Genomic DNA, 23,501 nt, shown 5'->3' on the forward strand with positions numbered 1-23,501 from the left:
CGCAACATGTTCGAAAGATGATGCGGCACTTGCTATTCGCATATCGGTCGGGACGGGGGACGACCCCGGCCGGTATCGCCGACGGGGTGAACGCGCAGCTTCCGCTGGTACCGAATTCGAGGAGCACGACCGATGGCGCCCGATCCGACTACGCCCGTCGCTACGGGTAATCCGTGGCCGGCGTTGAGTGACTACACGAAGAACCACACGTCCGGCAAGGATGCGTTGAAGTTCGAGCCGGACGTGGCCTTGGAGGTGGCCGCGGCCGCGGAGAGCACGATCGCCGCGCTGAAGACGTTGCAGCTCTACACCGACGACCTCACCGCCGGCTCGCCGGTGTCGAATCTCGTGTCGGGGACCGCGCTGGGCAAGAAATTCGGTACCGAGGCCACCGATCTGAAGACGGTCTTCGAGGACCACAAGACGATCCTCGGCCAGATGATCGACACGTTCATCGCGGCCGGCAAGGCCTACGGCAAGATGGACGGCTTCAACTCCGCGCTGCTCGACAACGTCAGCGGTAAACCGGACTACATGTGGGACGCCGACGGCCTGGACCCGATGGGTGATCCGCCGAAAGTGCCGGGGACGAACGACAATCTGAAGAATCCCGTCAACGCGATGGACAACAAAGCGGGGTTGCAGTCGTTCCAGTCCTCGACCATCAGTCCCGAAGCGCCCGACTACATGAGCTGGTACGACCTGTTCCAGGTCGGTAACTACATCCGGGTGAACAAGGTGGCCGAGAATCTCGCCAACCACGCGGGCACCTGGTGGTGGATGGCGACCGAGGTGAACAAGGTGTACTCGGATCTGCTGAACAAGATCGACTCGGTGACCGTCGACAAGTGGAGCGGGCCGGGTAAGGAGACCGCGGTGGCGGCGGTGCAGGCCTACGGCAAGAGCATCCCGGGGCTGTCCACCGCGATCAGGGGCACCGGTGATCTGCTCGTCTACAGCTCGGGGTGGTTGAACGAGACTCAGTACTGCATGCCGCCGAACAACGATGCCGACGCGAAGACGCAGCAGCAGTGGATCCAGACCGTTCGCGACAGTTTCCGGCGCACCTACGTCTACGGGATGAACCAGTCCTCGTCGCACGTGCCGGTACTGCCCGCGGCCGCCGCGGCCTTCGGCCAGATTCCCGCCAATCCGTACAACCCGACCGGGCAGAACCCACCGGGCAGCCAGAATCCCCCCGGTAGCCAGAACCCGCCCGGTAGTCAGAATCCGCCGGGCGGCAGCACCCCACCCGGCGGCTCGACCCCACCCGGCGGTACGACTCCGGGCGGCACCCCCAGCGACGCGCAGGCCAAGGCCGCGCAGGAGGCGGCGGCCCGGCAGCAGCGGGAGGCGTTGGCGCAGCAGCAGAAACAAGCCGCGGAATTCGAGAAGCAGCAGAAGGAAGCCCAGCAGCAGCAACAGCAGGAACAGCAGCAGCAACAGCAACAACAGGAACAACAACAGAAGCAGCAGGAACAACTTCAGAAGCAGCAGGAACAGCAGCAGGCAGCCGCCCAGCAACAGCAGGAACAGCAGCAGGTCATGTCCGCTGTCCAGCAGCTGATGTCGGCCGCGCAGCAGGGCGTGCAGCAGTTGATGCAGGCGTTCCAGCAGGTCGCCCAGACCCTGACCCAGCAACAGCAGCAGGACGCGCTCGCCAAGGCCGGGCTGGGTGATATTCCGGGACTGAGTATTCCCGGCTTGGACGGTTCCGATCCGCTGTCCGCCCTGGGCGGCGCCGGAGGCGGTGCGGGCGGCGGTGGCGGTGTGCCCGGCGGCGGTGCTGGGGTGCCGGCACTGCCCGCGCTCAGTCGCGATCTGGCGCAGGCGTCCAAATTGTTCCCGCGGGCGAGCACGCTCAGCACGGCGTTGAGTGCCACTACCGTCGATTCCGCGACCGGCCGGGCCGGCGCCGCGCCGATGGCCGGCACTCCCGGATCGCCGGGAGCGGCCGGGGCGGGCACGCAGAACCAGCAGGGCAAGGAGCACAAGCGGCCCGCCTATCTGGATTCGGTCGAACATCTCGAGGACGCGCTCGGCGATGCGCCCGTGGTCGTGAAACCGGTCGTCGAGAAATGACTCGCAGCTGGAGCTTCACCGATCTCGAATTCGTGGTCCTGTGGCGGCATTTCGGTGACGAGGGGCCACCGCGGCCGTTCGTCTACACCACCGACATTCCACTGGAGGACGACTTCCAGCGCGAATGCACGCGGCTGCGCGACCGGATGCTGGCACGGCCCGACCACACCCTGTTCGACGCGGTCCGCGACTGCACGCGTCCTGATCTCGCCGTCCTGGTCACCGGATTCGACGGCCACGATCCCCACCGCGGCGAGGGGGCGGTCCGGCTGCTGGCCGCGCGCCGCGAGGACCGCGGCTACCTGCTGACCCAGCTGCCCGGGCGCACCCTGCTGCACGCCGGCGGATTCACGATGGTGCAGTGCGATCCGCTGCGGCTGGCCGATATGGTCGCGGATGCGCTGCCGCCGGTCGACGCCGGTGTCTCCGGGCACATCCTGCTGCCGCCCGATCCGGAATCGGTGGCCGGCGCCGCCGAAGCGCACTACATATCGGCCGACGGCGCGGGCGGCGCCCCCCAACTGTGGGACAGCTACGACGAGCCCGCCGACGCCGCCGGGCAGCGCTTTCTCGATATCGTTCCGGAACGCTCCGGGACGATCGAAATCGCCCAGGGCGTCTCGCGTTTCGGCCCGCGTGGTCGCACCGTCCGCCATCTGGACTGGCGCGACCTGTCCGGCGACGGCCGCTACGTGATCCAGGCGGGCCCGCCGCGCACCGCCACCGGCGTGGACCGGCAGGGCTTGATCGCGGCCGTCAACGCCGAGATCATCACCGTCGTCCGCGCCATCAAGGACGAGCGGGTCTGATCCCGCGGCCGAACGAGCCGAATTCCGACCGACCAACGAGGAGCACGATGTCCACCGCGACAACGAGATCGGGCGCGATAGCGGTCGAGACCACCGAACAGGGTCTGCCGCTGCGCATTTCGATCGAAGCGAGCGAATTGCGCCGCGATCCCGCCGAATTGGCCGCCGAACTGCTCCGGCTGTGCTCGCGCGCGGCCGATCGGGCCGGGCTCGCGCGGCGACGCCAACTCGCCGAGGCCGGAGTGAGCAGCGATCTGCTCGCCTTGACCGGACTGCCCACGGCGGAGCAGGTCGAGCGGCAGGAACTGATCGACGAGCAGGAGTACGACACGGAGCCGCAGAGCTGGCTGAGGTCGGTGGAGTGGTAGCCCAGGACGCCGGAGACGACGCGAGCGAGGGGGAGCCCATGCCGAATCCGCCTGACCCGACGGGAGTTTCGGTGATGGACGAGTTGGTCGCGCGCACGGAGCGGCAGCTGGAACGCATGCGCGACCTCGGCGACCGGATGGCGGCTGTGCGCGCTCGCGAAACGTCACCGGACGGCGCCGTCACGGTGGAGGTGGACGGAAACGGGGCATTACTCGATCTCATTTTCTCACCGCTGGTGAATCGACTCACCCCGGTGGAATTCGAGCAGCTGGTAGTGTCCACCGCGCGCAGCGCCGCCGCCCGGGCGTTCGCGCGACGCGGTGAACTGGTCGCCGCATTCAACGAGGAGAACGGCGCGGGTACGCGCGAGATTCACTGACGCGTAACGCGTTCTTAAGCTGCGCGCGTGCCAATCTACGTCGTCGCCTGTTGCAATTGCTCGGTAGATGTTCGATCCGCCGGTTACGTGAGCGCGAATCGGCTTACCGGGCAGGGGCTTTCAGATGGGCGAGTTGGTAGCAGTACCCGAGGCGATCCGTCGCTACGGGGACACGGCGGCCGCGATGGCCACCGAAACACTCTCCGCGGGCACCGTGAACCAGGCGGTGGCGATCGCCGCGGCCGTTCCGGTCTTCGGGTTGATCGGCCAGGACTTTCTCGCGACATACGCGCTGGCACAGGCCAATCACCTGAGTTCGGTCGTGGAGCTGGCGACCGTGCACGCCGGAGCCGCGGTCACCGCGCATCAGAGTGCCGCCACCTACGCGACGACCGACCAGGACAACGCCGACCTGCTCGGCGGAATCGGTCGCGCGTGATGGAACCGGGCCTGGACCGGTCGATCGTCGACCTGTTGCGCCAGAGCGCGATGGGGTCGATCGTGGACCGGCCGGTCAACGACGTACTGCGAGAAATGGGGCTGCCGGCCCTGCCCCAGCTGCCGCCGGCACCACCGCTGCCGCAGCTACCGCCGCTGCCGGTGCTCGACCTGCACGCGCTGACCAAACCGATCACGGATCTGGCCAGCAGTTTCGGGACCGGCAAACTCGGCTCCGGCCCGGGTGCGGATCCGACGCAGGTGCTCTCCCAGGTGTCGGCCGTGTTGCAGACCGTCGTTCAGCTGGGCACCACGGCGATACAGACGGCGATGTCGCTGTGGCAGGGCGCGGGCGCGTTGTCGGCGGCGGCCACATCGACCCAGGCGGCCGCCGACGGAACCGCGGTGGCGGGGCAGGGTGCGCAGATGTCGCTCGGCACCACGGCCGCGGCCGGCAGCGTCTTCACCGGCAATGCGCTGATGACGGGCATCACCTCGCAATATCTGACCACGCTCGCAGCGGCAGCCCCGTTCATCGTGACCCCGCCGGGGCAAGTGTTCGTGCTGGCGATGTCGGCGCAGACGCTGGCCGAGGCGCTCGCCGTGGTCACCAAGACGCGAGTGGAATTGACCGCGCACAGCGCGAAGATGGCGCACACCGGGCAGAAGGTCAAGATCACCAATGTGCCGCACGGGGTGTCGAATGTCGCCGCGCAGCGGGTGGCGGTGCCGCAGTCCTCGCTGAAGTCCGTGGCCGGTACCACGTCCGGGCTCAGCGCTACTCCGTCCGGCATGTCGCTGGCCACCGGCGCGTCGAGTTCGGGCGGCGCCGCCGGCAATGCGACACAATATGTTTCGCAGGCACTGCAGATGGTGCAATCGTTGTCGGCCGTCGGCGGGGCGGGCGCGCAGGCGGCCACGAGCCTCACCGGCCGCGCCGCGAAACCGATCGCTGCGCCGGTTCCGCCTTCGGGCGGAGCTCCGGCCGCATCCGGATCCGGAGCCGGCGCAGCCGGTGGAGTCGGGGCCCCGGCGGCCGGCGCACCCGAGATGTCGTCGCCGCTGCAGGCCGCGCGCACCCCGTCGATCATGACGGAGGCGGCCGTCACCGCGAGCACCGAGTCGGCGATCGCCTCGACCGGCACGACCGGCGGCCCCGGCATGATGCCGATGACGCCCGGAGCGGGCGCCGCCGGAATGGCGCGCGCCGCTTCGGATTCCGGCAGCGCGAGCGAGGCGGTGCGCGGTCAGCTCGTCACGGCCGCTCACGGTAACGACGTCGTGGGCGATATCGCCGGAGTCTCCCTTCCCGTGGTCGGCGCCGCCGACGCGGTCACCACCACCCCGGACACCGAGCCACCGGACAAAGCTCTCACCCTCTAGGAGTTCGCGATGGAATTCGATCCCGTAGTCGCGGCGCGCACCGCCGCCGATCTCGACGCACTCGCCGACCGTCTGGAGTCGGGCCTGCAGGCCGATACTCCGGCCCTGTCGATCGCCGCTCCCGGTATCGACGAGGTGTCGCGACGCGCGGCGACGACGCTGACCGAGGTCGGCGCGTCGTTCGACTCGTCCGGCAACCTCGGCGTGCAGGAGCTGCGCAAACTGGCCGCCACCCTCCGGGCGCAGTCGCGCGGACTGTCCCGGATGGACGCCGACAACGCCGCCGACCTCGGCGCCACGGCCTGATCGGAGCACGACGACATGGTCGAACCGCCGGGTGACGGCTTCACCGGGGTGGTCTGGGAGGCCAGGCCCACCGAGCGGCTGGCGCGGGAGCTGACGACGGGCCCGGGTTCGGTGCCGATGGCCGAGGCCGCTTCCGCCTGGGGACGCCTGGCCGCGAATTTCGGTGCCGCCGTGCTGGATTACGACCGGATCGTCTCCGACATCCGCGGCCATTGGCAGTCCGACCGCAGTGACGAGGTGCTGGAACGTATCGCGCGGATGCGGGATTGGCTGCTCGACGCCGCGACCGCCGCCGGGCGCAACGCCACCCACGCCGCCGAACAGGCCGCGGCGTACGAGGTGGCCCGGCTGGCGATGCCGCATATCGCGGAGATCGCGGCGCTGGAACAGGCGATGCACACCGTGCAGGCCATCGGGGCCGCGATGGGCGCGCCGCTGGTCGGCGCCGCCGCCGACATCAGCGCCGATCAGGATGTCGCCAAAGCCGGTGCGGCCCGGGTGATGCGCACTTACGAGGCCGCCACCGAACCGCTCGCGCTGCCGTGGCAGCAACTCGAGCCGCCGGTGCTGGCCACCGGCGACGCCCTCGCGGGGGAGCAGGCAGCCGCCGCGGTGGCCGCGGAATCGGCGCCCGCGATGCCCGCGATCGCAGGTATGCCCGCCATGCCGAACCTGGCCGCCTTCGAGATGCCGCGCACCCTCACCGCCACCCGCGTCCAGACCGTCGTCCGGGCCGCGCAATCGACCGAATTCACCGCGCTGCAGGCCTCGCCCACGCAGACCGGCACGGCAGCCGGCCAAGCGGTCCCCGCCGCGGCGGGTCCCGCCGCCGCGCAGTCCGAGGAGGAACGCACCGCCCGGGCCGGGTTGGCGGACGCACCCGGCGTCGGCGAATTCGAGCTCGATGCCGGATTCGCGGCCGCCCCACCGGTTCTCGGTGGTGTCGAGGCCCCGCCCGCGTCCGGAACCGCGAGTCCCGCGTAAGGAGTGTTATGGCGACCCTGACCAACGACGCCGTCCTGGCCGTCGCCGAGTTGCTCGGCGTGCAGACATTGCCGCTGGTGCTCGAGGTCGGTCCGCGGCAGGACTCGATCGACGCCTTCATGGCCGCGCGAGCCGAGGCGTTGCGCGGGCTGCGCGGCGCCGGACTCGTGGACCGCTACGACGACGTCGACCCGGAACTCGGTGCGGCCCTGTCGATTCTGGCCCAGCCGGAACGCGAACTCGCGGCGCGGATCGTCACCACGGCCGGTGTGTGCCGAGCGTCCGTGGTACGGCGCGGCGCCGGGCACGCGGTCGCCGTCCGAACCGGCGACAAGATCGACGTCCGAACCATCTGGGCCGACGAGGACGGTGCGGCGCTGGCCCGCCCGGTCCTGGACGTACTCGGTCCCGCCGAACCCGCGGAAATCGCGAGCTTCAGCGCTGCCACCGACGAGCTCGCGCAGCGGCTCGACAATGCCACGACGGCAACCGAATTCGCCGAAACCCTGCACGGTATCGACGTCGCGGAACGCGCGGCGATCGAATTCGGCATGGCGCTGTCGCAGTGTCACGCGCACGCCGAGATCGTCGCCTACCTCCACGCCGACGGCATCACCACCCGATCGTCCGGCGCCGTGGCGGTGTACGACACCGCCCGGGGCCGGATCGCGGCCAGCCCGGGCGCCGCATCCGACCAGCGGATGTGGACCACCTTCACACCGGGATCCGATCACCGCGTCGCACAGGCGATTACGGCGCTGATCGGCACCTTGCCCGGGGGAAGGTGGATGCCCTAGCTCGCGAAATCCCGTGCCAGTGACCACCTGTACTACCGAACCGCATGACCGGAAAACGCCGCATTACCGGAAAACACAGAGAGGGGCCCGACGATGGCCGGACAGCAAATCAGTAACGATGCAGCGAGTACTTCGCAGGCGCAGACCGATATGGCCAACTCGGTCGATCGCATCCGCGCCACCATCGCCCGCGTGACCGAGGCGGTCGACTCCGCCAAGCGCGGCTGGCAGGGCGACGCGTTCTCGGCGTGCAACAAGGCCGCCCAGGACTGGGACGAGGAAGCGGCCAAGCTGAACCAGATCCTCAACGAGATGACCGAGGAAGTCGGCCACGGTAACAAGACCTACACCGGCCTGGAGAGCGAGAACGAGAACGAGTTCCGTCAGCTCATCTCGCAGACCGGCGGTCTGACCAACCTCGGCGTCTGAGACGAATCCAGCACAACCGTTCCACCGCACACGTACGAAAGGTAGCGACATGCTTTACGAAAGAACAGTTCTCCAGGAGCTTTCCGACCTGCTGAGCGGCTTCCACAAGGACCTGCAGTCCGAGGCGAGCAACCTGCAGGACTGCGCGGCCAAGCTGGCCCAGGCCTGGGAGGGCAACGCCGGTCTCGAGGCGTTCCAGCAGTCGAAGCAGAAGTGGGACCAGCAGTTCGGTGACATCAACGGCGACAGCGACCCCAGCACCGCGATGGGCAAGGTGTCGGCGTTGTCCAAGGCCGTCTCCGCCGCGATGAACAACGCGACCGCTGCGGACAAGGTCGTCGCCAACGGCTTCGGCGGCTGATTCAGCCACAGCCGCAGCGGTTTTCACCACAAAGGTCCCGCCCGATGTCCCAGATCGGGCGGGACCTTCGCCGTTCAGGCCGGGACCGGCGGATTCGCCCCCACATACCGCAGTTCCTCGGGTGTGGCGACCATGTACACGCTGGTCTCCCCGCTCTCGGTGCGCACGGTGACCATATTCGCGGTCACCGGGTCCTCGATCAGGGTGACATCGGGTTCGAAGCCGTCGGCCACCGGTCCGTGCTGGCGCAGCACCATCACGGTGGCATCGGAGTGGTGCCCGCTCGGCGCGATACTGTCGAAGACCACCATGGTCGCGAACCGATACGAACTGGCCTGCTGGGAACCGGCCGACCAGGTCGCGAGCGTGAGCGCCTGCGGCATATCGACATAGCCGACCATCGGCCGCCATTCGTCGTGCCGATTCGTATGCACCACCACACTGGCGCCCAACGCGATGGCGCGCAGGATCACCTGTTTGGCGACCAGCGGTGAGCCGATCACCTCGACCCGCCGCACGTGCCGGCTCACCAGCGGCAGGGCCACGCCCTGCCCCGAGTTGTCGGCGCCGATGAGCTGTCCGCATCCGGCGATCGGCATCGGCACCCGATCCAGCGCGTCCGGCGGTCCGAGATAGCTGTCCAGCGGCAGCGCCGGCACTCCGGTGCCCAGCGGCAGGCTGAAAAGCAGTGCGCGGCGCTGCTTTCCGGGCAGCGGAATCAGTCCGGCGGAGCGCACCCGGCACGGCGCGTCGCGGGTCGCGAAGCGTGCGGTGGCCGTCACGGCGATCGGCGGATCGGTGGTCGCGGCTGTGGTGGCGTCGGGCACCCGCTGCAGCCGCACGGTGATCGTGGAGGTCACCGTCGGTGTCGACCACACCTCGGCGATGCCGCGCGAACCCAGGGCCTCGGGAGTCATGCGGTAGGTGGTGTGGTGAAAACCGTTGTGGATCAGACTGTCCGTGGTCTCCTCGAACTCCTCCGGCGCCGCGCCGAGGGTCAGCTGGGCGACCGCCTGATTCATCTCGGTCGCCGAGAGCGCGACCGCCGACAGACCGCGCGCGGCGAGCCTATTGGCCACCCGACGCGTGGCCACGACCGCCGACCGCAAGGTGCCCTCCGCCCCGCCGCCCCGCCGATCCACGGCCGGCGCGTTGGCCAGCGGATCGAGCCGCAGGACAACCCACACGGTCCGATGCGCCACCGCCGGCAGCGGTCCGAGGATGCTCTCGTAGGCGCGTGCCACCGCCCCGGTGCCGGCACTGCGCGATCCGGTACTGATCACATCGATGGCGGCCAGCCGGATGTCGAACTGATCGAGACAGCGCGCGATCTCGGCGAGCGGCAGCATATCGTCGCCGAGCAGTCCGCTGGGGCTGAGCCGGGTGACCGTTCGCGGCTGTGCGTCGATCCGCAACATGGTGATGAGCCGGTCACCGTCCCAGCGCATTCCGTAACTTCCGCCTTCGGCCAGTGGAACATTGAATGGCGAATGTTGAACGGCGGTGGAACGATTCCGAAACAATTGCCAACGAAAGGTAATTCCACGCGCCAGGGATTGTGCGAGCGACGTGCCGCGAATCGGCGTGAGCGCGACGATCGTCACCCCTGCGGCAACGACGATCGGAACCCACCACAACGGGGTGAAAACCCTGGCGACGAACGCGCCCACAGCCGCTGTGACCAGCACCGGAAGCACCAGACGCAGGGGGAGCAGGTGAAAGAGCCAGAATTCCGTCGAGCGCAATTGCGGTGTGTTCGAGCGGCTTTCGGAGGCATCGGATGAATCGTCCTCGGACGGTATGTCTTTATCTCCGCGCGCGGTGGAGTTCATGCGCACATAATGGACCGAACTCGTTCGGCTTCGCTAGTCTGTCGAAGCGCGGCCGGATACGGTTCGCGCATTCGAATCGGGTCATCGGAATCAGCTAGTGGGGATCGGGAGGCGGTTGTGCCGGCGCAGTTGACCACCCGTGCCCAAGTCAACGGTTACCGGTTCCTGCTCAAGCGCTATGAACACGCCCTGGTGCGGCGCGACGTGCGGATGCTGCACGACCCCATGCGCACCCAGTTCCGGTCGCTGGTGATCGGCGCGGTCCTGGGCCTGCTGGGCGTGGCCGGCGCCGCGATCCTGGCCTTCCTGCACCCGCAGGGGTCGGTGGGTGATTCGAAGATCGTGATGGGCAAGGACTCCGGCGCGCTCTACGTCCTCGTGGACGGAACCCTGCATCCGGTGCTCAACCTGGCCTCGGCGCGTCTGATCACCGGCGCCGCCGCCTCCCCGGCCTCGGTCAAGGACAGCAAACTGACGCAGCCGCGCGGTCCGCTGCTGGGCATTCCCGGCGCGCCCGGCGCACTGTCCGGATCGGGCGATCCCCGGCGGTCCACCTGGACGATGTGCGACAACCTGCTGCCGCCCACGACGGGGGGCGGCGCCGCCGCGACCGGGCCGCTCACCACGGCGATCGCCGGACCGCTGGACGATCCGGCCGGCGGTACCCACGCGGTGCCGGTGCGCGCGGATCAGGCGCTGCTGGCCACCCACGGCGGCAAGACGTTTCTCGTGTACGACGGTAAGCGGGCCGAGATCGATCCCGGCGATTCCGTTCTGATCCGCTCGCTCGGATTGCGGGATCAGCGCCCGCGCCCGATCGGCGGCGCGTTGCTCGACGCCACCGAACCCGTTCCGCCGCTGACGGTTCCGGAGATCGGCGGGCACGGCAGTCCAGGCCCGGGCAAGCTGTCGGATGTGCCGGTGGGCGGTGTGATCAGGGTCCACGGCGTGGACGCCGACGAGTTGTACGTGGTCCTCGCCGACGGCGTGCAACGGGTCACGCCGTTCGCCGCGGGCCTGATCCGCGACGCGAACTCGCAAGGGATGAACGAGATCTCGACCGTTCCGCCGGACCGCATCGTCGGTATTCCGGTTCTGCACCGGCTGCCGATCGACGATTTCCCGCAGCAGGTTCCGGCCGTGCTCGCGCCCGATGCGGATCCGGTGGCCTGCCTGTCGTGGACCCGTGCCGCCGACGACGCGCGCGCCACGGTGACACTGCTCGCCGGCCGCGCGCTGCCCCTGCCCGCGGATGCGGAGCCGGTGGTCCCGGCGACCGCGGACGGCGCCGGCGATCGGATCGACGGCGTCTATCTGCGCCCGGGCACGGGGGAGTTCGTGCGCTCGGTCGGCGCGGAGCCGGGAGCGGTGAGCAACGGGCCGCTGTTCTACGTGGGCGACAACGGAATTCGATACGGCATCCCGGATGCCGACACCGCCAAGGTCCTCGGGATGCCGAAGACTCCGAAGCCGGCGCCGAAACCGATCGTGGAGGCCTTGTCCGCGGGACCGGCGCTGACCCGGCAGGACGCTCTGATGAGTCACGACAGCCTGCCGCAGTGCCCGGACGCGGGCCCGAGCGCTGTGGCCTGCGCCCGGCCGATCCCACCACCGGGCAAGAACAACTGATCGCCACCGGCCGCCCGGGTGGGCGCCCGGTAGGTCGGGTCATCCTGCGGCTCAGCGCAATCCGCCGAGCACACCTTCCAGCGCCTTGGCCATGTCGGTGCCCTCGATGCGCATGAGCACGGTCTCGTCCACCGCCGACAGATCGATGGATTCGTCGGTGGCCAAACGGTATTCGCGCTCCTCCTCGGCGGCCTCGATCACATTGCGGATGAACCGGCCGTTACCGGCGAGGTCCACCGCGCGTCGCTGCTCGCCGCTCTGGTCGGTCACCTGGCGCTCGTAGAGCTCCCGGCACGCCGCCTGCAGGAGTTCCAGCGCATCCTCGGCGACCTCCGAATCCCGTTTGCTCGCAATGAACTGACCGATCCGGCCGAGTTCCTCGGGTGTGTAGGACTCGAACTTCACGCGCTTGGCGAAGCGGGACGCCAGACCGTCGTTGGACGCGAGGAAGCGGTCGATCTCGCCGTCGTATCCCGCGATGATGACGATCAGCCGATCGCGGTCGTTCTCCATCCGGGCCAGCAGGGTGTCCACCGCCTCGCGGCCGAAGGCGTCACCACCGGACAGACCGGTCTGAATGAGTGTGTACGCCTCGTCGACGAACAGCACTCCGTCCATCGCGGAATCGATCAATTTATTCGTTTTTATCGCGGTGCTTCCCAAATGTTCACCGACGAAATCCGAACGCTTTACCTCTACCAGTCGATCGGTTTTCAACAAACCCAACCCACAGTAAATTTTTGCCACCACTCGGGCAATCGTCGTCTTACCGGTTCCTGGCGGGCCGGTGAACGCAAGGTGTTGTCCGCGTGGCGCGCTGGACATACCTTTCTCGGCTCGGATTTTCGCCAATTGCGCGGTGGCCTGGAGTTTCGCCACCTGTGTTTTCACCGCGGCCAGGCCGATCTGCTCGTCCAGCTCCGCGCGGGCGACCTCGAGCAGGCGCTTGGCCCGGTCGCCGCGCTCCTCGGTCTCGACCTGTTCGGCGGTGGGCGCCGAGGCCGGATCCCAGCGGTCGGTGCGCGCGTCGATCAGCTCCTTCGAGGTCACCGTGAGGCGGTACTTGCGATCGCGCATGGCCTGGGTGTTCGCGGCGAAGTCCGGCGCCTCCGAGAACACCTTCTCGAACAGGGCCTGGGCCTCGTCCTCGCGGCCCATCTCGCGCAGGCACAACCCGCGGCAGAACCGGGCGGTGGTGGCGGCGGCCGGAATCGGGCCGTTCTCGGCGGCCTCCATCCGGCGGATCGCCTCGCCGAACAGGCCGAGCTGCGCACACGCCGTGCCGACCATCACGTGCGCGCCGGCGGCGAGATAAGAGTCCTGCCAGTCCGCCGAACCGGCCAGCACCGTCATCACATCCGGCCAGCGCTGCGTCGCGTAGTGCAGCAGGCCGCGAACGTACTGGCAGATCCGGTCGTCGAGGTCCTGATCGGGCTGCGACAGCAGGCCCGCGCGATGCCGGGCCAGCTCGTCGAGCACCTGCTCGGCCTCGTCGTAATCGCCCGCGGAGATGAGCTGGGTCGCCTGCGCCAGCCAGATCTCGGTGTACCCGGCCAGCGGATAGTCGATGTACTGACCCACCACGAACCGGCCCGCCAGCTGCCGCGGCGCCAGGCCGAGCCGGCGCTGTTCGCGGTAGAGGGTGGAGCCGCTGGTCTTGTAGAGGTTGAACACCACCTCGGGGGTGATCTCCCCGGCCGCGGCCCGGCCCAGCCAGGCGTCGCACATACCCGGATCCCATTCGGTGGCGCGCTGGAATGCGAGCTTCGCATATTCGAGATCGGGCGTGGATTCCTGGCCGTCGATAGCGATACCCAATGACAATACGCCGGCATCGAAGGCGCGTTGTGCTTGGCGGTTGCCGGTCATACGGACAGTCCCCTAAACGCGTGAATGTGCTAATTCTCGCTCAGCATACCGGCTGCCGTGACAGCCGATCTCGGTTAAGTTTGGAACGTCGCAATACAGCGACGAAAATCGTAGGGAGTTCTGTAATCCGTGACCGAGTCGTCGAGCAGCGGCGTGGGGGCCGTTGACCCGGAATTGTGCCGAGTGTCGGTGATCGGCGGAAATACTCAACTCGATGTGGGCCTGCCCGCGACCGTGCCGGTCGCGGCCTACATCACCGACCTGGTCGAGCTGATCGATTCCCGCAATCCCGACCTGACCGAACACGACGAGGGCGCGCCCGTGCGCGCACAGCACTGGACGCTGGCGCGGATCGGCCGCGACCCCATCCCGCCGCACCAATCGCTCACCGATGCAGAGGTTTTCGACGGTGAGTTGCTGGTGTTGCGCTCGGTGACCGCCAAGGAGGCGCCCGCGCTCTTCGACGATGTGATCGACGCCGTCTCGCGGCTCACCGCCGAATCGGGAAACGCCTGGTCACCGACGGCGGCGCGGCGAATGGGTCTGGGCGCCGGGCTGATCGCGGTACTTGTCGCCGTAGCGGTTCTGGTGTCCGGCAAGGGCACCGGCATCTGGAACGGATTCATCGCGCTGGGCGCGGGTGTGCTCGCCGCCGGCGCCGCCGTGATCGTCGCGCGCCGCTATCCGGCTGAGCGCGCGACGGCGATTGTGTTGTCGCTGTTCGCGATTGCACTGCTGGGCGCGAGCGCGGGCCTGCTCACCCCGGGCCGGGCAGGGTCGCCACACCTGCTGTTCTCGGCGGTGGCGGCACTGGTCGTGGCGCTGGCACTGTATTCGATGACCCGCGCCGGATCGCTCGTGGTCGCCGCGGTGGTCACCGGTGCCGCGGTGCTCGCGGTCGCCGCGGCCGTACGAATGGTGTGGGACTTCGACATCGCGAAGATCGCCGTCGGCGTGCTGATCGCCGGCCTGGTGCTGATCACGATGGCACCCCGGGCCGCCGTCGCCGCCGCGCGCCTGCCGGTTCCCCCGGTGCCGACCGCCGGCGGCGCCATCGACCCCACCGATCACGAACCCCGCCCGACGATCGCCGACATCGGTGTCATCGGCGCGACCGCACTGCCCTCGGCGGCGGGACTGGAGCGCCGCGCCCGGGCGGCCAACCAGTACCAGTCCGGAATTCTCGTCGGCGCCACGCTCGCAGCGGGTTTCGGGGCGATTCTGGGCGCCGATCCGCTGGGCGAAGCGCGCTGGCAGGGGCTGGCGTTGGCGGCGATCACGGCGGTGGTGCTGTGCCTGCGCGGCCGGGCGTACGCGGATCTCACCCAGGCGTCGACGATGATCGCGGGCGGCACGGTGGTGGCGCTGGCCGTTCTCGCCGGCGCCGCTGTGGCGCACGAGGATTGGCGTGCCGTCGGTGCGGGGCTGTTGCTGATCGTCGCCGGGGCGGTGGTCGCCTTCGGTGTGCTCGGACCTCGCGCGGATGTGTCGCCGGTGCTGCGGCGGGCGATCGAGATCTTCGAGTACCTGCTGATCATCGCCATCGTGCCGTTGTCGCTGTGGCTGATGGACGTCTACTCGGCCGCGCGGAACATCTGATCGGGCGATGACTGTGCTGCGCTACGGAAGCGATTGTCCGATAGCGGGTTTCGTGCGCGGGGCGACTCGCCGGCTACGCGTGGCCGCTGCCGCGGCGGTACTCGGCGCATCGCTGCTCGGCGGTGGTTCCGCGACCGCGGTCGCCCCGCCGGCGATCGACGAGGGGGCTCTCGGGCAGGCGCTGGCCGTCAACGCCAAGAACGGCCCGCCGGACCAGACCGAGAAGCGCGCGGTCTGCGCCGAACCGTATCTGACCGGGGCGATCCCGCGGGATCCGCCACTGCCGCAACGCATTCTCGATCTGGACCGGGCTTGGAAGTTCAGTCGCGGCGCCGGGCAGAAGGTCGCTGTGATCGATACCGGTGTGAACCGCCATCCGCGCCTGCCGGATCTGCAGCCCGGTGGCGACTTCGTCACCGCCGGCGACGGCACCGAGGATTGCGACGGCCACGGCACCCTGGTCGCCGGGTTGATCGCCGCACGCCCGAGCCCGTCCGACGCCTTCTCCGGGGTCGCCCCGGACGCGCAGATCCTGGCCATCCGGCAGCTGAGCCTGCAGTACGAGGCGAAGAACCGCAACAACGACGAGACCGGCAAGGTCGCCGCCGGCGGATACGGTGACGTGCTGACGATGGCGGCCGCCGTGGTGCGCGCGGTCGACATGGGCGCCACCGTGATCAATATCTCCGAAGTGTCCTGCACCCCAGCGGGTTCCGAAACCGCCGACGGCGCACTGGGTGCGGCGGTGAAATACGCCGCCGACCGCAATGTCGTGGTGGTCGCCGCGGCCGGCAACCTCGACCAGGCCGCCTGCTCGGCCCAGAACGACACCAGCGGCTGGAACGGTGTGCGCACCGTCATCAGCCCGGCCTGGTTCTCCCCGTATGTGCTGTCGGTCGCCTCGACCGATCCGGACGGAGCGACCTCGCCGTTCTCGATCCACGGCCCGTGGGTGGGCGTCGCCGCACCCGGTCGCTCGATCATCTCCCTCGACAGCAAGCCGGGCGCAACCGGCCTGGTCGACACCGAACACGGTGACGAGGGACCGCTCACCATCGACGGCACCAGCTTCTCGGCGGCGTTCGTCTCGGGCCTGGCGGCGCTGGTGCGCAGCAGATTTCCCGATCTGAGCGCGGCGCAGGTGATCGACCGGATCGAGCGAACCGCGCACAACCCGGGTGCGGGCCGCGACGATCGGGTCGGATTCGGGCTCATCGATCCGCTGGCGGCCCTCACCGCGCAGCTGCCGCCGCCCGCCGGGCAGGCGGCCCAGTTGCCGCGGGCCATCGCGCCGCCCGACCCGGATCGCGGCCCCGATCCACTGCCGCGCCGGGTGGCGATCATCGGCTCCGGCGCGCTGCTGGCGCTGCTGGCCGTCGGCTGGGCCGCCGCCCTGCCGTATCGGCGCAGGCGGCCCGATCCGGCCGCCGACGATCCGGCCGCCGGATACCTTTCCGCCACCCCGGCTCCCACCGGGACCGACTCGTCTCGAGGAGAGTAGGCATGTCCACCGACGGATTCGTGCGCCGACCGCGGATCGCCCCGCCGCGCGCACCGGGCGGTGAGGTGGCGCTGACCGCCCCGCCGGAGATTCCGCGGCCGGTGCCGCCCGCGCTGCTGATGCGGCTCATGCCCGTGGTCATGGTGGTCGCGGTGGTCGGCATGATCGCGATGATGGTGATGATGGGGCGCAATCTGCTCGCCAACCCCTTCATGCTGATGTTCCCGATGATGATGCTGATGTCGATGGTCGGCATGATGGCGGGCATGCGCGGCTCGGGCGGCCCCAAGCGCGCCGCCGAACTGAACGAGGAACGCAAGGATTACTTCCGCTACCTCGACCAGGTCCGCCGCGATGTCCGCAAAACCGGTGGCGCACAGCTGCAATCGCTGATCTGGAGCCATCCGGAACCGGCCGACCTGCGGGCCGTGGCCGGTACCCGCCGGATGTGGGAACGCCGGCCCAACGACCCGGATTTCGGGCATGTGCGCGTCGGTGTCGGCAGTCACCGGCTGGCCACCAAACTGGCCCGCCCGGAGACCGGTCCGCTCGAAGACCTCGAGCCGGTGTCCACGGTGGCGCTGCGTCGCTTCGTGCGCACCCATTCGGTGGTGCACGGCCTTCCCACGGCCCTGTCGTTGCGGGCGTTCCCGGCGATCAACATCGAGGGCCGCCCGGACGAGACGCGCATGCTGGTGCGCGCCATGCTGATGGAATACGTGACCTTCCACGGCCCCGACCACGCCGCGGTCGCGATCATCTGCGCCGATCCGGATACCGAAGCCTGGTCCTGGGCGAAATGGCTTCCGCACCTGCAACATCCGGTCGATCGCGACGGGATGGGGGCGGCCCGGATGATGTACCGGTCGCTGGCCGAGCTGGAGACCTCCATGGCGGCCGAACTGCTCGAACGCGGCCGGTTCATGCGCAACGCGCAGCCCACCGCGGGGCGCATCCACCTGCTGGTCATCATCGACGACGGCTACGTCAGCGGCACCGAGCGGATCGTCAGCGACGCCGGCCTGGATTCGGTGACCGTGCTCGACCTGACGGCGCCGCAGGCCGGACTCGCGGTGCGCCGCGGTCTGCAGCTGGTGGTCGCCGACGGTACCGTCGCCGCGAGATCCGCCGCGGGCGTGGAACAGTTCGCCACCTCCGACCCGGTGACCATCGCCGAAGCGCAGACCCTGGCACGGGCGCTGGCCCGCTACCGGGTGGCCACCGCGGCCCAGATCGTGAGCCTCGGCGACGAATCGCGAGCCGTGCCCGGCCTGATGGAACTGCTGAAGATTCCCGATGCCGCGCAGATCGATCCGGCGTCGGTGTGGCGCCCGCGCAACGACCGCGAGCGGCTGCGGGTGCCGATCGGTATCACTCCCGACGGCACGCCGGTCGAGATCGACATCAAGGAGTCGGCCGAGAACGGTATGGGTCCGCACGGATTGTGCATCGGCGCAACGGGTTCGGGCAAATCCGAATTCCTGCGCACCCTGGTGCTGTCCATGGTGACGACCCATTCGCCGGATCAGCTGAACATGGTGCTGGTCGACTTCAAGGGTGGCGCGACCTTCCTCGGACTGGAATCGCTCGCGCACGTCGCCGCGGTGATCACCAACCTGGAGGAGGAGATCGCCCTCGTCGATCGTATGAAGGACGCGCTGTCGGGCGAGATGACCCGGCGCCAGGAACTGCTCCGCTCGGCCGGCAACTTCGCCAACGTCACCGAATACGAGCGAGCCCGCGCGGCCGGCGCGGCCCTCGACCCACTGCCCGCGCTGTTCATCATCGTCGACGAGTTCTCCGAATTGCTCTCGCAGAAACCGGATTTCGCGGATCTGTTCGTCATGATCGGTCGCCTGGGCCGCTCGCTGCGCGTGCACCTGCTGCTGGCCTCGCAGCGACTCGAGGAGAACAAACTGCGCGGCCTCGACTCCCATCTGTCCTACCGGATCGGCCTGCGCACCTTCTCCGCCAACGAATCACGCGCGGTCCTCGGTATCACCGACGCCTACCACCTGCCGAGTGTGCCGGGTTCGGGCTACCTCAAGAGCGATGCCGACGATCCGCTGCGGTTCAACGCCTGTTACGTCTCCGGCGCATACGAATCGCCCGCGGGGAACGCGCCCGGCCGCATCGGCGGCGGGCAGCGCGGCGGCGGACAGGAGCCGGTGGTCTTCACCGCCGCGCCGGTCCCGGTGCGCACACCGGTGGCGGCCGCGCCGGCACGCGGGCCGCTGGGCCGGCCCGAACTTCCGCCGCCGCCCGGATCGCCCGAGGCGGAGCTCGAGCTGCCACCCGCCGATACGGTGCCCAAGACGCTGCTCAACGTGGTGGTGGACCGGTTGCGCGGTCACGGCCGCCCGGCGCACGAGGTGTGGCTGCCGCCGCTGGACGAATCACCGTCGGTGGACATGCTGCTGCCCGATCCGGACTGGCGATCGCCGGTGAACCGGCACGGCCGGCTGTGGTGGCCGATCGGTGTCATCGACAAGCCGTACGAACAGCGCCGCGATGTGCTGATCGTGGATCTGTCGGCGGGACAGGGCAATCTGGCCGTGGTCGGCGGTCCGCAGTCGGGTAAGTCGACCACCCTGCGGTCGATCATCATGGCGGCCGCGGCCACCCACACGCCGGAGCAGGTGCAGTTCTACTGCCTGGACTTCGGCGGCGGCACGCTGGCGGGTCTGGCCGATATTCCGCACGTCGGCTCGGTGGCCGGGCGCATGGACATCGACCGGGTGCGCCGCACGGTCGCCGAGATGGTGACCCTGCTGCATCAGCGCGAGGAGCGGTTCCGCGAACTGGGCATCGAGTCGATCCACGAGTTCCGCCGCCGCAAAGCCGAACTGGCGCAGCGGAGTCCGGCCGAGCGAGCGGCGGACCCGCTGTCGCAGGACCTGTTCGGTGACGTCTTCCTGGTGGTCGACGGCTGGGCGACCATCCGTGCCGAATTCGACGTGCTGGAACCGGCCTTCAACGCGCTGGCCGCACAGGGCCTGTCCTACGGCATCCACCTGATGATCGGCGCCACCCGCTGGGGCGAGATCCGGCCGGCGGTCAAGGATCTCGTCGGCACGCGGCTGGAACTGCGCCTCGGTGACCCGAGCGACTCCGAAATGGACCGGCGCACAGCGGTTCTGGTGCCGGTGGGCCGCCCCGGCCGCGGTCTGACCCCGGAGAAGTTGCATATGCTGGTCGCCCTGCCGCGACTGGACTCCAACTCCGATCCGGCGACTCTGTCCGACGGTATCGCGCTGGCGCGCGGTCAGTTCGCCGAACTCTACGGCGACCGGCGCGCGCCGGCGGTCCGGATGCTGCCGCTGCGGGTGCCGCGCGAACAGGTGCTCGCCGAGGCGGCCGAACACGGCATCGAATGCAGCGCCACCAGGGTGGTGGTCGGTCTGGGTGAGAACGAGTTGGCCCCGCTGGTCATGGATTTCGACACGCAGCCGCATCTGATGGCCTTCGCCGACGTGGAGTGCGGCAAGACCACGCTGCTGCGCAACATCGTGCTCGGCATCACCGAGAATTCGACGGCCGAACAGGCGCGCGTCATCCTGATCGACTACCGGCGCACCATGCTCGGCGTGCTGGAGGGCCAGCAGCTCGCCGGCTATTCCACCTCGGGGCAGACGTCGTTCGACATGATCAAGGAGGTGGCCGCCTATCTGCGGCAACGGATTCCGGGTTCGGACATCACGCCGCAGCAGTTGCGGGATCGCAGCTGGTGGACCGGGCCGGAGATCTACATCGTGGTCGACGATTACGACATGGTCGCCACCGGTGCGGGCAATCCGCTCGAACCGCTGCTGGAATTCATTCCGCAGGCCCGCGATATCGGTATGCACCTGATCGTGGCACGGCGCTCCGGCGGCGCCTCCCGGGCGCTGTACGACAAGGTGCTGGGCATGATGAAGGATCTCTCGGTCGACGCGCTGCTGATGTCGGCGCCCAAGGACGAGGGCAAACTGCTCGGCGACGTGCGGTCGGGCAAGCTCGCGCCCGGCCGGGGCACGCTCGTGTCCCGTGCCCGCGAGAACGAAATGGTGCAGGTGAGCTATCTGCCGCCGGTCTGAGTCAGGGCACCGGATCGCCTCGGTCCGCGTGCAGGTGGAGTCGCACGATCGGTTCCGGTAAGTCCCAGCTGTCGGCGCGGCGTTCGAACAGCGCCGCCGACGGTCCGCTGACCGCCGGATTCGCGATGCGGGCCAGCCGGAATCCCGCCGAGCGGTAGTACCGGTGCAGCTCGGTGTTCCTGGTCCAGGCGTCCAATCGCACCCAATCACGTTGCCGGACAAGGGCCAGCCCGGCGGCGTGGGCGAGCAGCGCCCGGCCGACACCGTATCCGGCGAAGCGCAGATCGACGATCATGTAGTGCACGATCACCGCGTCGGTGATCTCCCGCGGCGACCACAGCCCGGGATCCGCGCGGTCGTTCACGGTGACGGTTCCCGCGAATTCGCCGCCGACCTCGGCGACCCAGGTCTCCCCGGCCGAGACCGACCGGCCGACCGCGTGGGCGAACCGTTCGATCGGCAGTCCTCGGCCCTGCCGAGTCCATTGGTCCGAGCCGCGTGCCGCAAGCCAAGCCGTGCGTTGGAGCCGTAGTCGGCAGATGTTGCCGAGGTCGGCCGAGCGGGCCTGGCGGATGCGGATGCTCATGGTATTCCGGGGACCAGTGAGTTACCGAAGGAGTGGGAGTTGCCCGGGGGATGCGGCGCCCCCAGGGTTTTGCGGATCAGGGCGGTGCCCTCGTCGTCACCGAGTTCGTAGGCCAGCCGATTGCGCGCGGCCAGCGACCGCTGGCGGGTGACCCGCATGATGCGGGTGCTGCTGGCGCCGATGCGCAGATGATCGAGCAGCATGGTGCCGGCTCCGACACCGAGGACGGCGGCCTCGTCGGCACTCGCCGGGCGGGCCACGACCGTATCCCGATGGGCGGTTTCGGGATAGCCGCGCGCGGCCAGCCGCCGCGTGGTGCCCTCCGGAATATCGTGCGGAGAATCGATTCCGGTGAGTTCGGCGAGGTCGCGTGGGTAGTAGCTGACCTCCCACGACCACGGTTCGTTGTCGAGGTACTGCACCACGGTGCGCGAGACGACCCAGGAGTCCTTCGGCACACCGAGCCAGTGCGCGACTTCCGTACCGGCCGGTTCCATCCGGGCGCTGAACTGTTTGGCCGGTTCGCGCCCGGCGGCGCGCGCGATCTCGGAGAAGATGTCGTGTGCCGATGTGGGGCGGTCGCGTCGAATATGGTTGGTCACCACGGATTCCAGGACCTCCTGGCTGCGCACGATCGTGCCCCGGGAAGTCGCTGTGAACAGCAGGTTTTCGGCGACGAGCACCTGAATCGCGTTGCGTGCGGTGGTGATCGAGACATGCATCTGGTCGGCCAGCTCGTTGTGGCTGGGCAGGCGATCACCAGGTTTGTACGTGCCGTCGCGGATCGCCTCCCGTAGGACGTCGGCGATTCGCTGGTACCTCGGACCGGCGGCCATCTCGCTCCTCGGTTGTACCTTCAACGAGGGAAAGTCTACTCTGCTGGTTGACGGGGCAGTGTGACCCTTGACACACACATTCAGAGGTTTATTGTAATGAACGTCCTGACCATTGGTTGTACGGCGACGACGGCGAGGCACCGTGGCTGGTTTGGAGATGTCCCCGATGGTGGTCGTGGCATTGCCCGACACACCACACACACCGACGGCCGTCGAGTTCCTGACGACCGAAGTTCTGCCGAGTTCGGATCTGTTGTTGCGCGCGTGCCGGGGGCACCGCGTGATCGGCGGCCCGATCCTGTGGTTCGCGCGCGACCTGGCGGTGCTGTTCGAACGCCAGCTCGGCCGCGGCGGTTCCACCCCGGATCCGGATTCCGCGCTGATGATCGAAATCGGCAGACGGCGAATGGAATTGGTGATGGCGATCGACGACTGGATCGTCCGCGCCCTCCCGCAGCAGAGCCCGGGCGCCACCCTGCACACCGAGACCATCGGCGCTGTCATCGACCGGCTGGCCGAGGCGTCGGTGCGCGCGCACCACGCGCTGATGACACTCGACGCGAACGACGAAGTGCTGCACGGTGCCTGGCACCACCTGGCGGAATTGGCCGACGGCTACGACGATCTGGTGCGTGAGGTCCTCGCCGGACGGCGTCGCCTGCCGACCTGGTGAGTCAGGCTAGTAACTCAGCGATCGGCACGAGCCCGCCATCCGCGGTGCGCGACTGTGCCGCGACCGATCCGCCGGCAGCGGTGCCGGATTCAGCCGGGTCACCCGCCGCGGTCGTGACCCACCGGCCAGTTCGGTGAAGCGAATCGTGTTCCAGCCGAACGGCATCAGGTGTACCAGTTCACCGCGTTCCTCCAAGCGCTCGGTGAGCTCGGATACGACGTCCAGGGCATCCGCCAGACCGGTGAGTACGTCCTCGTATGCGCCGCGTCGGTCGCTGCGCGCCCACGGCGCCACACCTTCGATCACGATGTAGCCGGCGTCGTCGTGTGCCGCAGTGGTTTTCACGACCTCGACCGCCGCCGGAAGTACCACGGCATCACCCGGCTCGACCGCGACCTGCAGGACGAGGCAGTCCACGAACAACTTCCGGGCGCGCACCGCCGCCGGATCCAGCGCGACCGCGCACGGCCCCGCCGCGGTGACCTCGTATTCGAAGAGGTGACACACACTGCTCACGATGCGCATCGTGCACCTCTGTTCGCCCACATCGTCATAGGGCAACA

Annotated in this window: 21 protein-coding genes; 16 read left to right on the forward strand and 5 right to left on the reverse strand. The window is 68.9% G+C overall.

The genetic code is table 11. The features are described from left to right. The first annotated feature begins 132 nt into the window (after positions 1-132). The 11 genes from IRT45_RS00940 (at position 133) to IRT45_RS00990 (ending at position 8,337) form a co-directional block, all read left to right on the forward strand. Positions 133-2,082, forward strand: a complete 1,950-nt coding sequence (locus tag IRT45_RS00940; RefSeq protein ID WP_194803968.1) for a hypothetical protein — start codon at positions 133-135, stop codon at positions 2,080-2,082. Then, positions 2,079-2,891 carry an ESX secretion-associated protein EspG gene (locus tag IRT45_RS00945; protein WP_194803969.1) on the forward strand — a complete coding sequence of 271 codons (813 nt, stop codon included), beginning with the start codon at positions 2,079-2,081 and terminating at the stop codon, positions 2,889-2,891. Before IRT45_RS00940 ends, IRT45_RS00945 begins: the two co-directional genes overlap by 4 nt. A gap of 47 nt (positions 2,892-2,938) precedes the next feature. Then, the gene (locus IRT45_RS00950; protein ID WP_036498233.1) at positions 2,939-3,259 is read left to right on the forward strand and encodes a hypothetical protein; all 321 of its coding nucleotides are present in this window, start codon (positions 2,939-2,941) and stop codon (positions 3,257-3,259) included. 38 nt (positions 3,260-3,297) lie between these two features. Beyond that, the gene (locus IRT45_RS00955; protein ID WP_194803970.1) at positions 3,298-3,639 is read left to right on the forward strand and encodes a YbaB/EbfC family nucleoid-associated protein; all 342 of its coding nucleotides are present in this window, start codon (positions 3,298-3,300) and stop codon (positions 3,637-3,639) included. A 124-nt stretch (positions 3,640-3,763) separates the two neighbouring features. Beyond that, positions 3,764-4,078, forward strand: coding sequence for a type VII secretion target (locus tag IRT45_RS00960; RefSeq protein ID WP_194803971.1), 315 nt, complete (start codon positions 3,764-3,766; stop codon positions 4,076-4,078). Beyond that, positions 4,075-5,460 (forward strand): hypothetical protein, encoded by a 1,386-nt coding sequence (locus IRT45_RS00965; RefSeq protein ID WP_194803972.1) that lies wholly within the window; start codon positions 4,075-4,077, stop codon positions 5,458-5,460. The genes IRT45_RS00960 and IRT45_RS00965 overlap by 4 nt, the downstream gene beginning before the upstream one ends. A 9-nt stretch (positions 5,461-5,469) precedes the next feature. Further along, positions 5,470-5,766 (forward strand): PE family protein, encoded by a 297-nt coding sequence (locus tag IRT45_RS00970; RefSeq protein WP_194803973.1) that lies wholly within the window; start codon positions 5,470-5,472, stop codon positions 5,764-5,766. Between the two features lie 15 nt (positions 5,767-5,781). Then, positions 5,782-6,750, forward strand: coding sequence for a PPE domain-containing protein (locus tag IRT45_RS00975; RefSeq protein ID WP_194803974.1), 969 nt, complete (start codon positions 5,782-5,784; stop codon positions 6,748-6,750). Positions 6,751-6,758: 8 nt separating this feature from the next. Beyond that, positions 6,759-7,547, forward strand: coding sequence for an ESX secretion-associated protein EspG (locus IRT45_RS00980; protein WP_194803975.1), 789 nt, complete (start codon positions 6,759-6,761; stop codon positions 7,545-7,547). A 93-nt stretch (positions 7,548-7,640) separates the two neighbouring features. Continuing rightward, positions 7,641-7,976: a WXG100 family type VII secretion target gene (locus tag IRT45_RS00985; protein ID WP_030513428.1), complete on the forward strand. Its 336-nt coding sequence runs from the start codon at positions 7,641-7,643 to the stop codon at positions 7,974-7,976. Positions 7,977-8,025: 49 nt separating this feature from the next. Further along, on the forward strand, positions 8,026-8,337 hold the full coding sequence (locus tag IRT45_RS00990) for a WXG100 family type VII secretion target (protein WP_194803976.1): 312 nt from the start codon (positions 8,026-8,028) through the stop codon (positions 8,335-8,337). 74 nt (positions 8,338-8,411) lie between these two features. On the opposite strand, the gene eccE is transcribed toward IRT45_RS00990, so the two are convergent. Beyond that, complete coding sequence (gene eccE, locus IRT45_RS00995) at positions 8,412-10,169, reverse strand: type VII secretion protein EccE (RefSeq protein ID WP_194803977.1); 1,758 nt, start codon at positions 10,167-10,169, stop codon at positions 8,412-8,414. A gap of 117 nt (positions 10,170-10,286) precedes the next feature. Between eccE and eccB the strand changes: the two genes are divergently transcribed. Continuing rightward, positions 10,287-11,798 (forward strand): type VII secretion protein EccB, encoded by a 1,512-nt coding sequence (eccB, locus tag IRT45_RS01000; protein ID WP_194803978.1) that lies wholly within the window; start codon positions 10,287-10,289, stop codon positions 11,796-11,798. Between the two features lie 51 nt (positions 11,799-11,849). Here the strand turns inward: eccB and eccA are convergent, their stop codons facing one another. Further along, on the reverse strand, positions 11,850-13,667 hold the full coding sequence (gene eccA, locus IRT45_RS01005) for a type VII secretion AAA-ATPase EccA (RefSeq protein ID WP_194803979.1): 1,818 nt from the start codon (positions 13,665-13,667) through the stop codon (positions 11,850-11,852). 129 nt (positions 13,668-13,796) lie between these two features. Here eccA and eccD point away from each other — a divergent pair, with 129 nt between their 5' ends. From eccD to eccCa, 3 genes are read left to right on the forward strand one after another with little or no spacing between them, the layout of a single operon-like run. Further along, positions 13,797-15,266 carry a type VII secretion integral membrane protein EccD gene (gene eccD / locus IRT45_RS01010; protein ID WP_194803980.1) on the forward strand — a complete coding sequence of 490 codons (1,470 nt, stop codon included), beginning with the start codon at positions 13,797-13,799 and terminating at the stop codon, positions 15,264-15,266. Positions 15,267-15,273: 7 nt separating this feature from the next. Continuing rightward, positions 15,274-16,767, forward strand: a complete 1,494-nt coding sequence (gene mycP, locus IRT45_RS01015) for a type VII secretion-associated serine protease mycosin (protein WP_194803981.1) — start codon at positions 15,274-15,276, stop codon at positions 16,765-16,767. A 2-nt stretch (positions 16,768-16,769) separates the two neighbouring features. After that, positions 16,770-20,843 carry a type VII secretion protein EccCa gene (gene eccCa, locus IRT45_RS01020; RefSeq protein WP_194803982.1) on the forward strand — a complete coding sequence of 1,358 codons (4,074 nt, stop codon included), beginning with the start codon at positions 16,770-16,772 and terminating at the stop codon, positions 20,841-20,843. A gap of 1 nt (position 20,844) precedes the next feature. Here eccCa and IRT45_RS01025 read toward each other — a convergent pair whose 3' ends face one another. Together IRT45_RS01025 and IRT45_RS01030 are read right to left on the reverse strand one after the other, a co-directional pair. Continuing rightward, positions 20,845-21,429: a GNAT family N-acetyltransferase gene (locus tag IRT45_RS01025; RefSeq protein WP_194803983.1), complete on the reverse strand. Its 585-nt coding sequence runs from the start codon at positions 21,427-21,429 to the stop codon at positions 20,845-20,847. After that, the gene (locus tag IRT45_RS01030) at positions 21,426-22,265 is read right to left on the reverse strand and encodes a GntR family transcriptional regulator (RefSeq protein ID WP_194803984.1); all 840 of its coding nucleotides are present in this window, start codon (positions 22,263-22,265) and stop codon (positions 21,426-21,428) included. Before IRT45_RS01030 ends, IRT45_RS01025 begins: the two co-directional genes overlap by 4 nt. A gap of 157 nt (positions 22,266-22,422) precedes the next feature. Here IRT45_RS01030 and IRT45_RS01035 point away from each other — a divergent pair, with 157 nt between their 5' ends. Beyond that, positions 22,423-22,938, forward strand: a complete 516-nt coding sequence (locus tag IRT45_RS01035; protein ID WP_228533231.1) for a DUF4254 domain-containing protein — start codon at positions 22,423-22,425, stop codon at positions 22,936-22,938. Between the two features lie 6 nt (positions 22,939-22,944). On the opposite strand, the gene IRT45_RS01040 is transcribed toward IRT45_RS01035, so the two are convergent. Next, entirely contained in the window at positions 22,945-23,454 is a 510-nt protein-coding gene (locus IRT45_RS01040; protein ID WP_194803985.1) for a hypothetical protein, read from the reverse strand. Positions 23,455-23,501: the final 47 nt, after the last annotated feature.

It is taken from the genome of Nocardia sp. BSTN01, assembly GCF_015354405.1.
Classification (GTDB): domain Bacteria; phylum Actinomycetota; class Actinomycetes; order Mycobacteriales; family Mycobacteriaceae; genus Nocardia.

What these genes read in the sequence shown, in the direction of transcription:
- IRT45_RS00980 (WP_194803975.1), top strand. Translation starts at nt 6,759, where the DNA reads ATGGCGACCCTGACCAACGACGCCGTCCTGGCCGTCGCCGAGTTGCTC.
- IRT45_RS00950 (WP_036498233.1), top strand. Translation starts at nt 2,939, where the DNA reads ATGTCCACCGCGACAACGAGATCGGGCGCGATAGCGGTCGAGACCACC.
- IRT45_RS00960 (WP_194803971.1), top strand. Translation starts at nt 3,764, where the DNA reads ATGGGCGAGTTGGTAGCAGTACCCGAGGCGATCCGTCGCTACGGGGAC.
- IRT45_RS01035 (WP_228533231.1), top strand. Translation starts at nt 22,423, where the DNA reads ATGTCCCCGATGGTGGTCGTGGCATTGCCCGACACACCACACACACCG.
- mycP (WP_194803981.1), top strand. Translation starts at nt 15,274, where the DNA reads ATGACTGTGCTGCGCTACGGAAGCGATTGTCCGATAGCGGGTTTCGTG.
- IRT45_RS00945 (WP_194803969.1), top strand. Translation starts at nt 2,079, where the DNA reads ATGACTCGCAGCTGGAGCTTCACCGATCTCGAATTCGTGGTCCTGTGG.
- IRT45_RS00975 (WP_194803974.1), top strand. Translation starts at nt 5,782, where the DNA reads ATGGTCGAACCGCCGGGTGACGGCTTCACCGGGGTGGTCTGGGAGGCC.
- IRT45_RS01030 (WP_194803984.1), bottom strand. Translation starts at nt 22,265, where the DNA reads ATGGCCGCCGGTCCGAGGTACCAGCGAATCGCCGACGTCCTACGGGAG.
- eccE (WP_194803977.1), bottom strand. Translation starts at nt 10,169, where the DNA reads ATGAACTCCACCGCGCGCGGAGATAAAGACATACCGTCCGAGGACGAT.
- IRT45_RS00990 (WP_194803976.1), top strand. Translation starts at nt 8,026, where the DNA reads ATGCTTTACGAAAGAACAGTTCTCCAGGAGCTTTCCGACCTGCTGAGC.
- eccCa (WP_194803982.1), top strand. Translation starts at nt 16,770, where the DNA reads ATGTCCACCGACGGATTCGTGCGCCGACCGCGGATCGCCCCGCCGCGC.
- eccA (WP_194803979.1), bottom strand. Translation starts at nt 13,667, where the DNA reads ATGACCGGCAACCGCCAAGCACAACGCGCCTTCGATGCCGGCGTATTG.
- IRT45_RS00985 (WP_030513428.1), top strand. Translation starts at nt 7,641, where the DNA reads ATGGCCGGACAGCAAATCAGTAACGATGCAGCGAGTACTTCGCAGGCG.
- IRT45_RS00940 (WP_194803968.1), top strand. Translation starts at nt 133, where the DNA reads ATGGCGCCCGATCCGACTACGCCCGTCGCTACGGGTAATCCGTGGCCG.
- IRT45_RS00955 (WP_194803970.1), top strand. Translation starts at nt 3,298, where the DNA reads ATGCCGAATCCGCCTGACCCGACGGGAGTTTCGGTGATGGACGAGTTG.
- IRT45_RS01025 (WP_194803983.1), bottom strand. Translation starts at nt 21,429, where the DNA reads ATGAGCATCCGCATCCGCCAGGCCCGCTCGGCCGACCTCGGCAACATC.
- IRT45_RS00970 (WP_194803973.1), top strand. Translation starts at nt 5,470, where the DNA reads ATGGAATTCGATCCCGTAGTCGCGGCGCGCACCGCCGCCGATCTCGAC.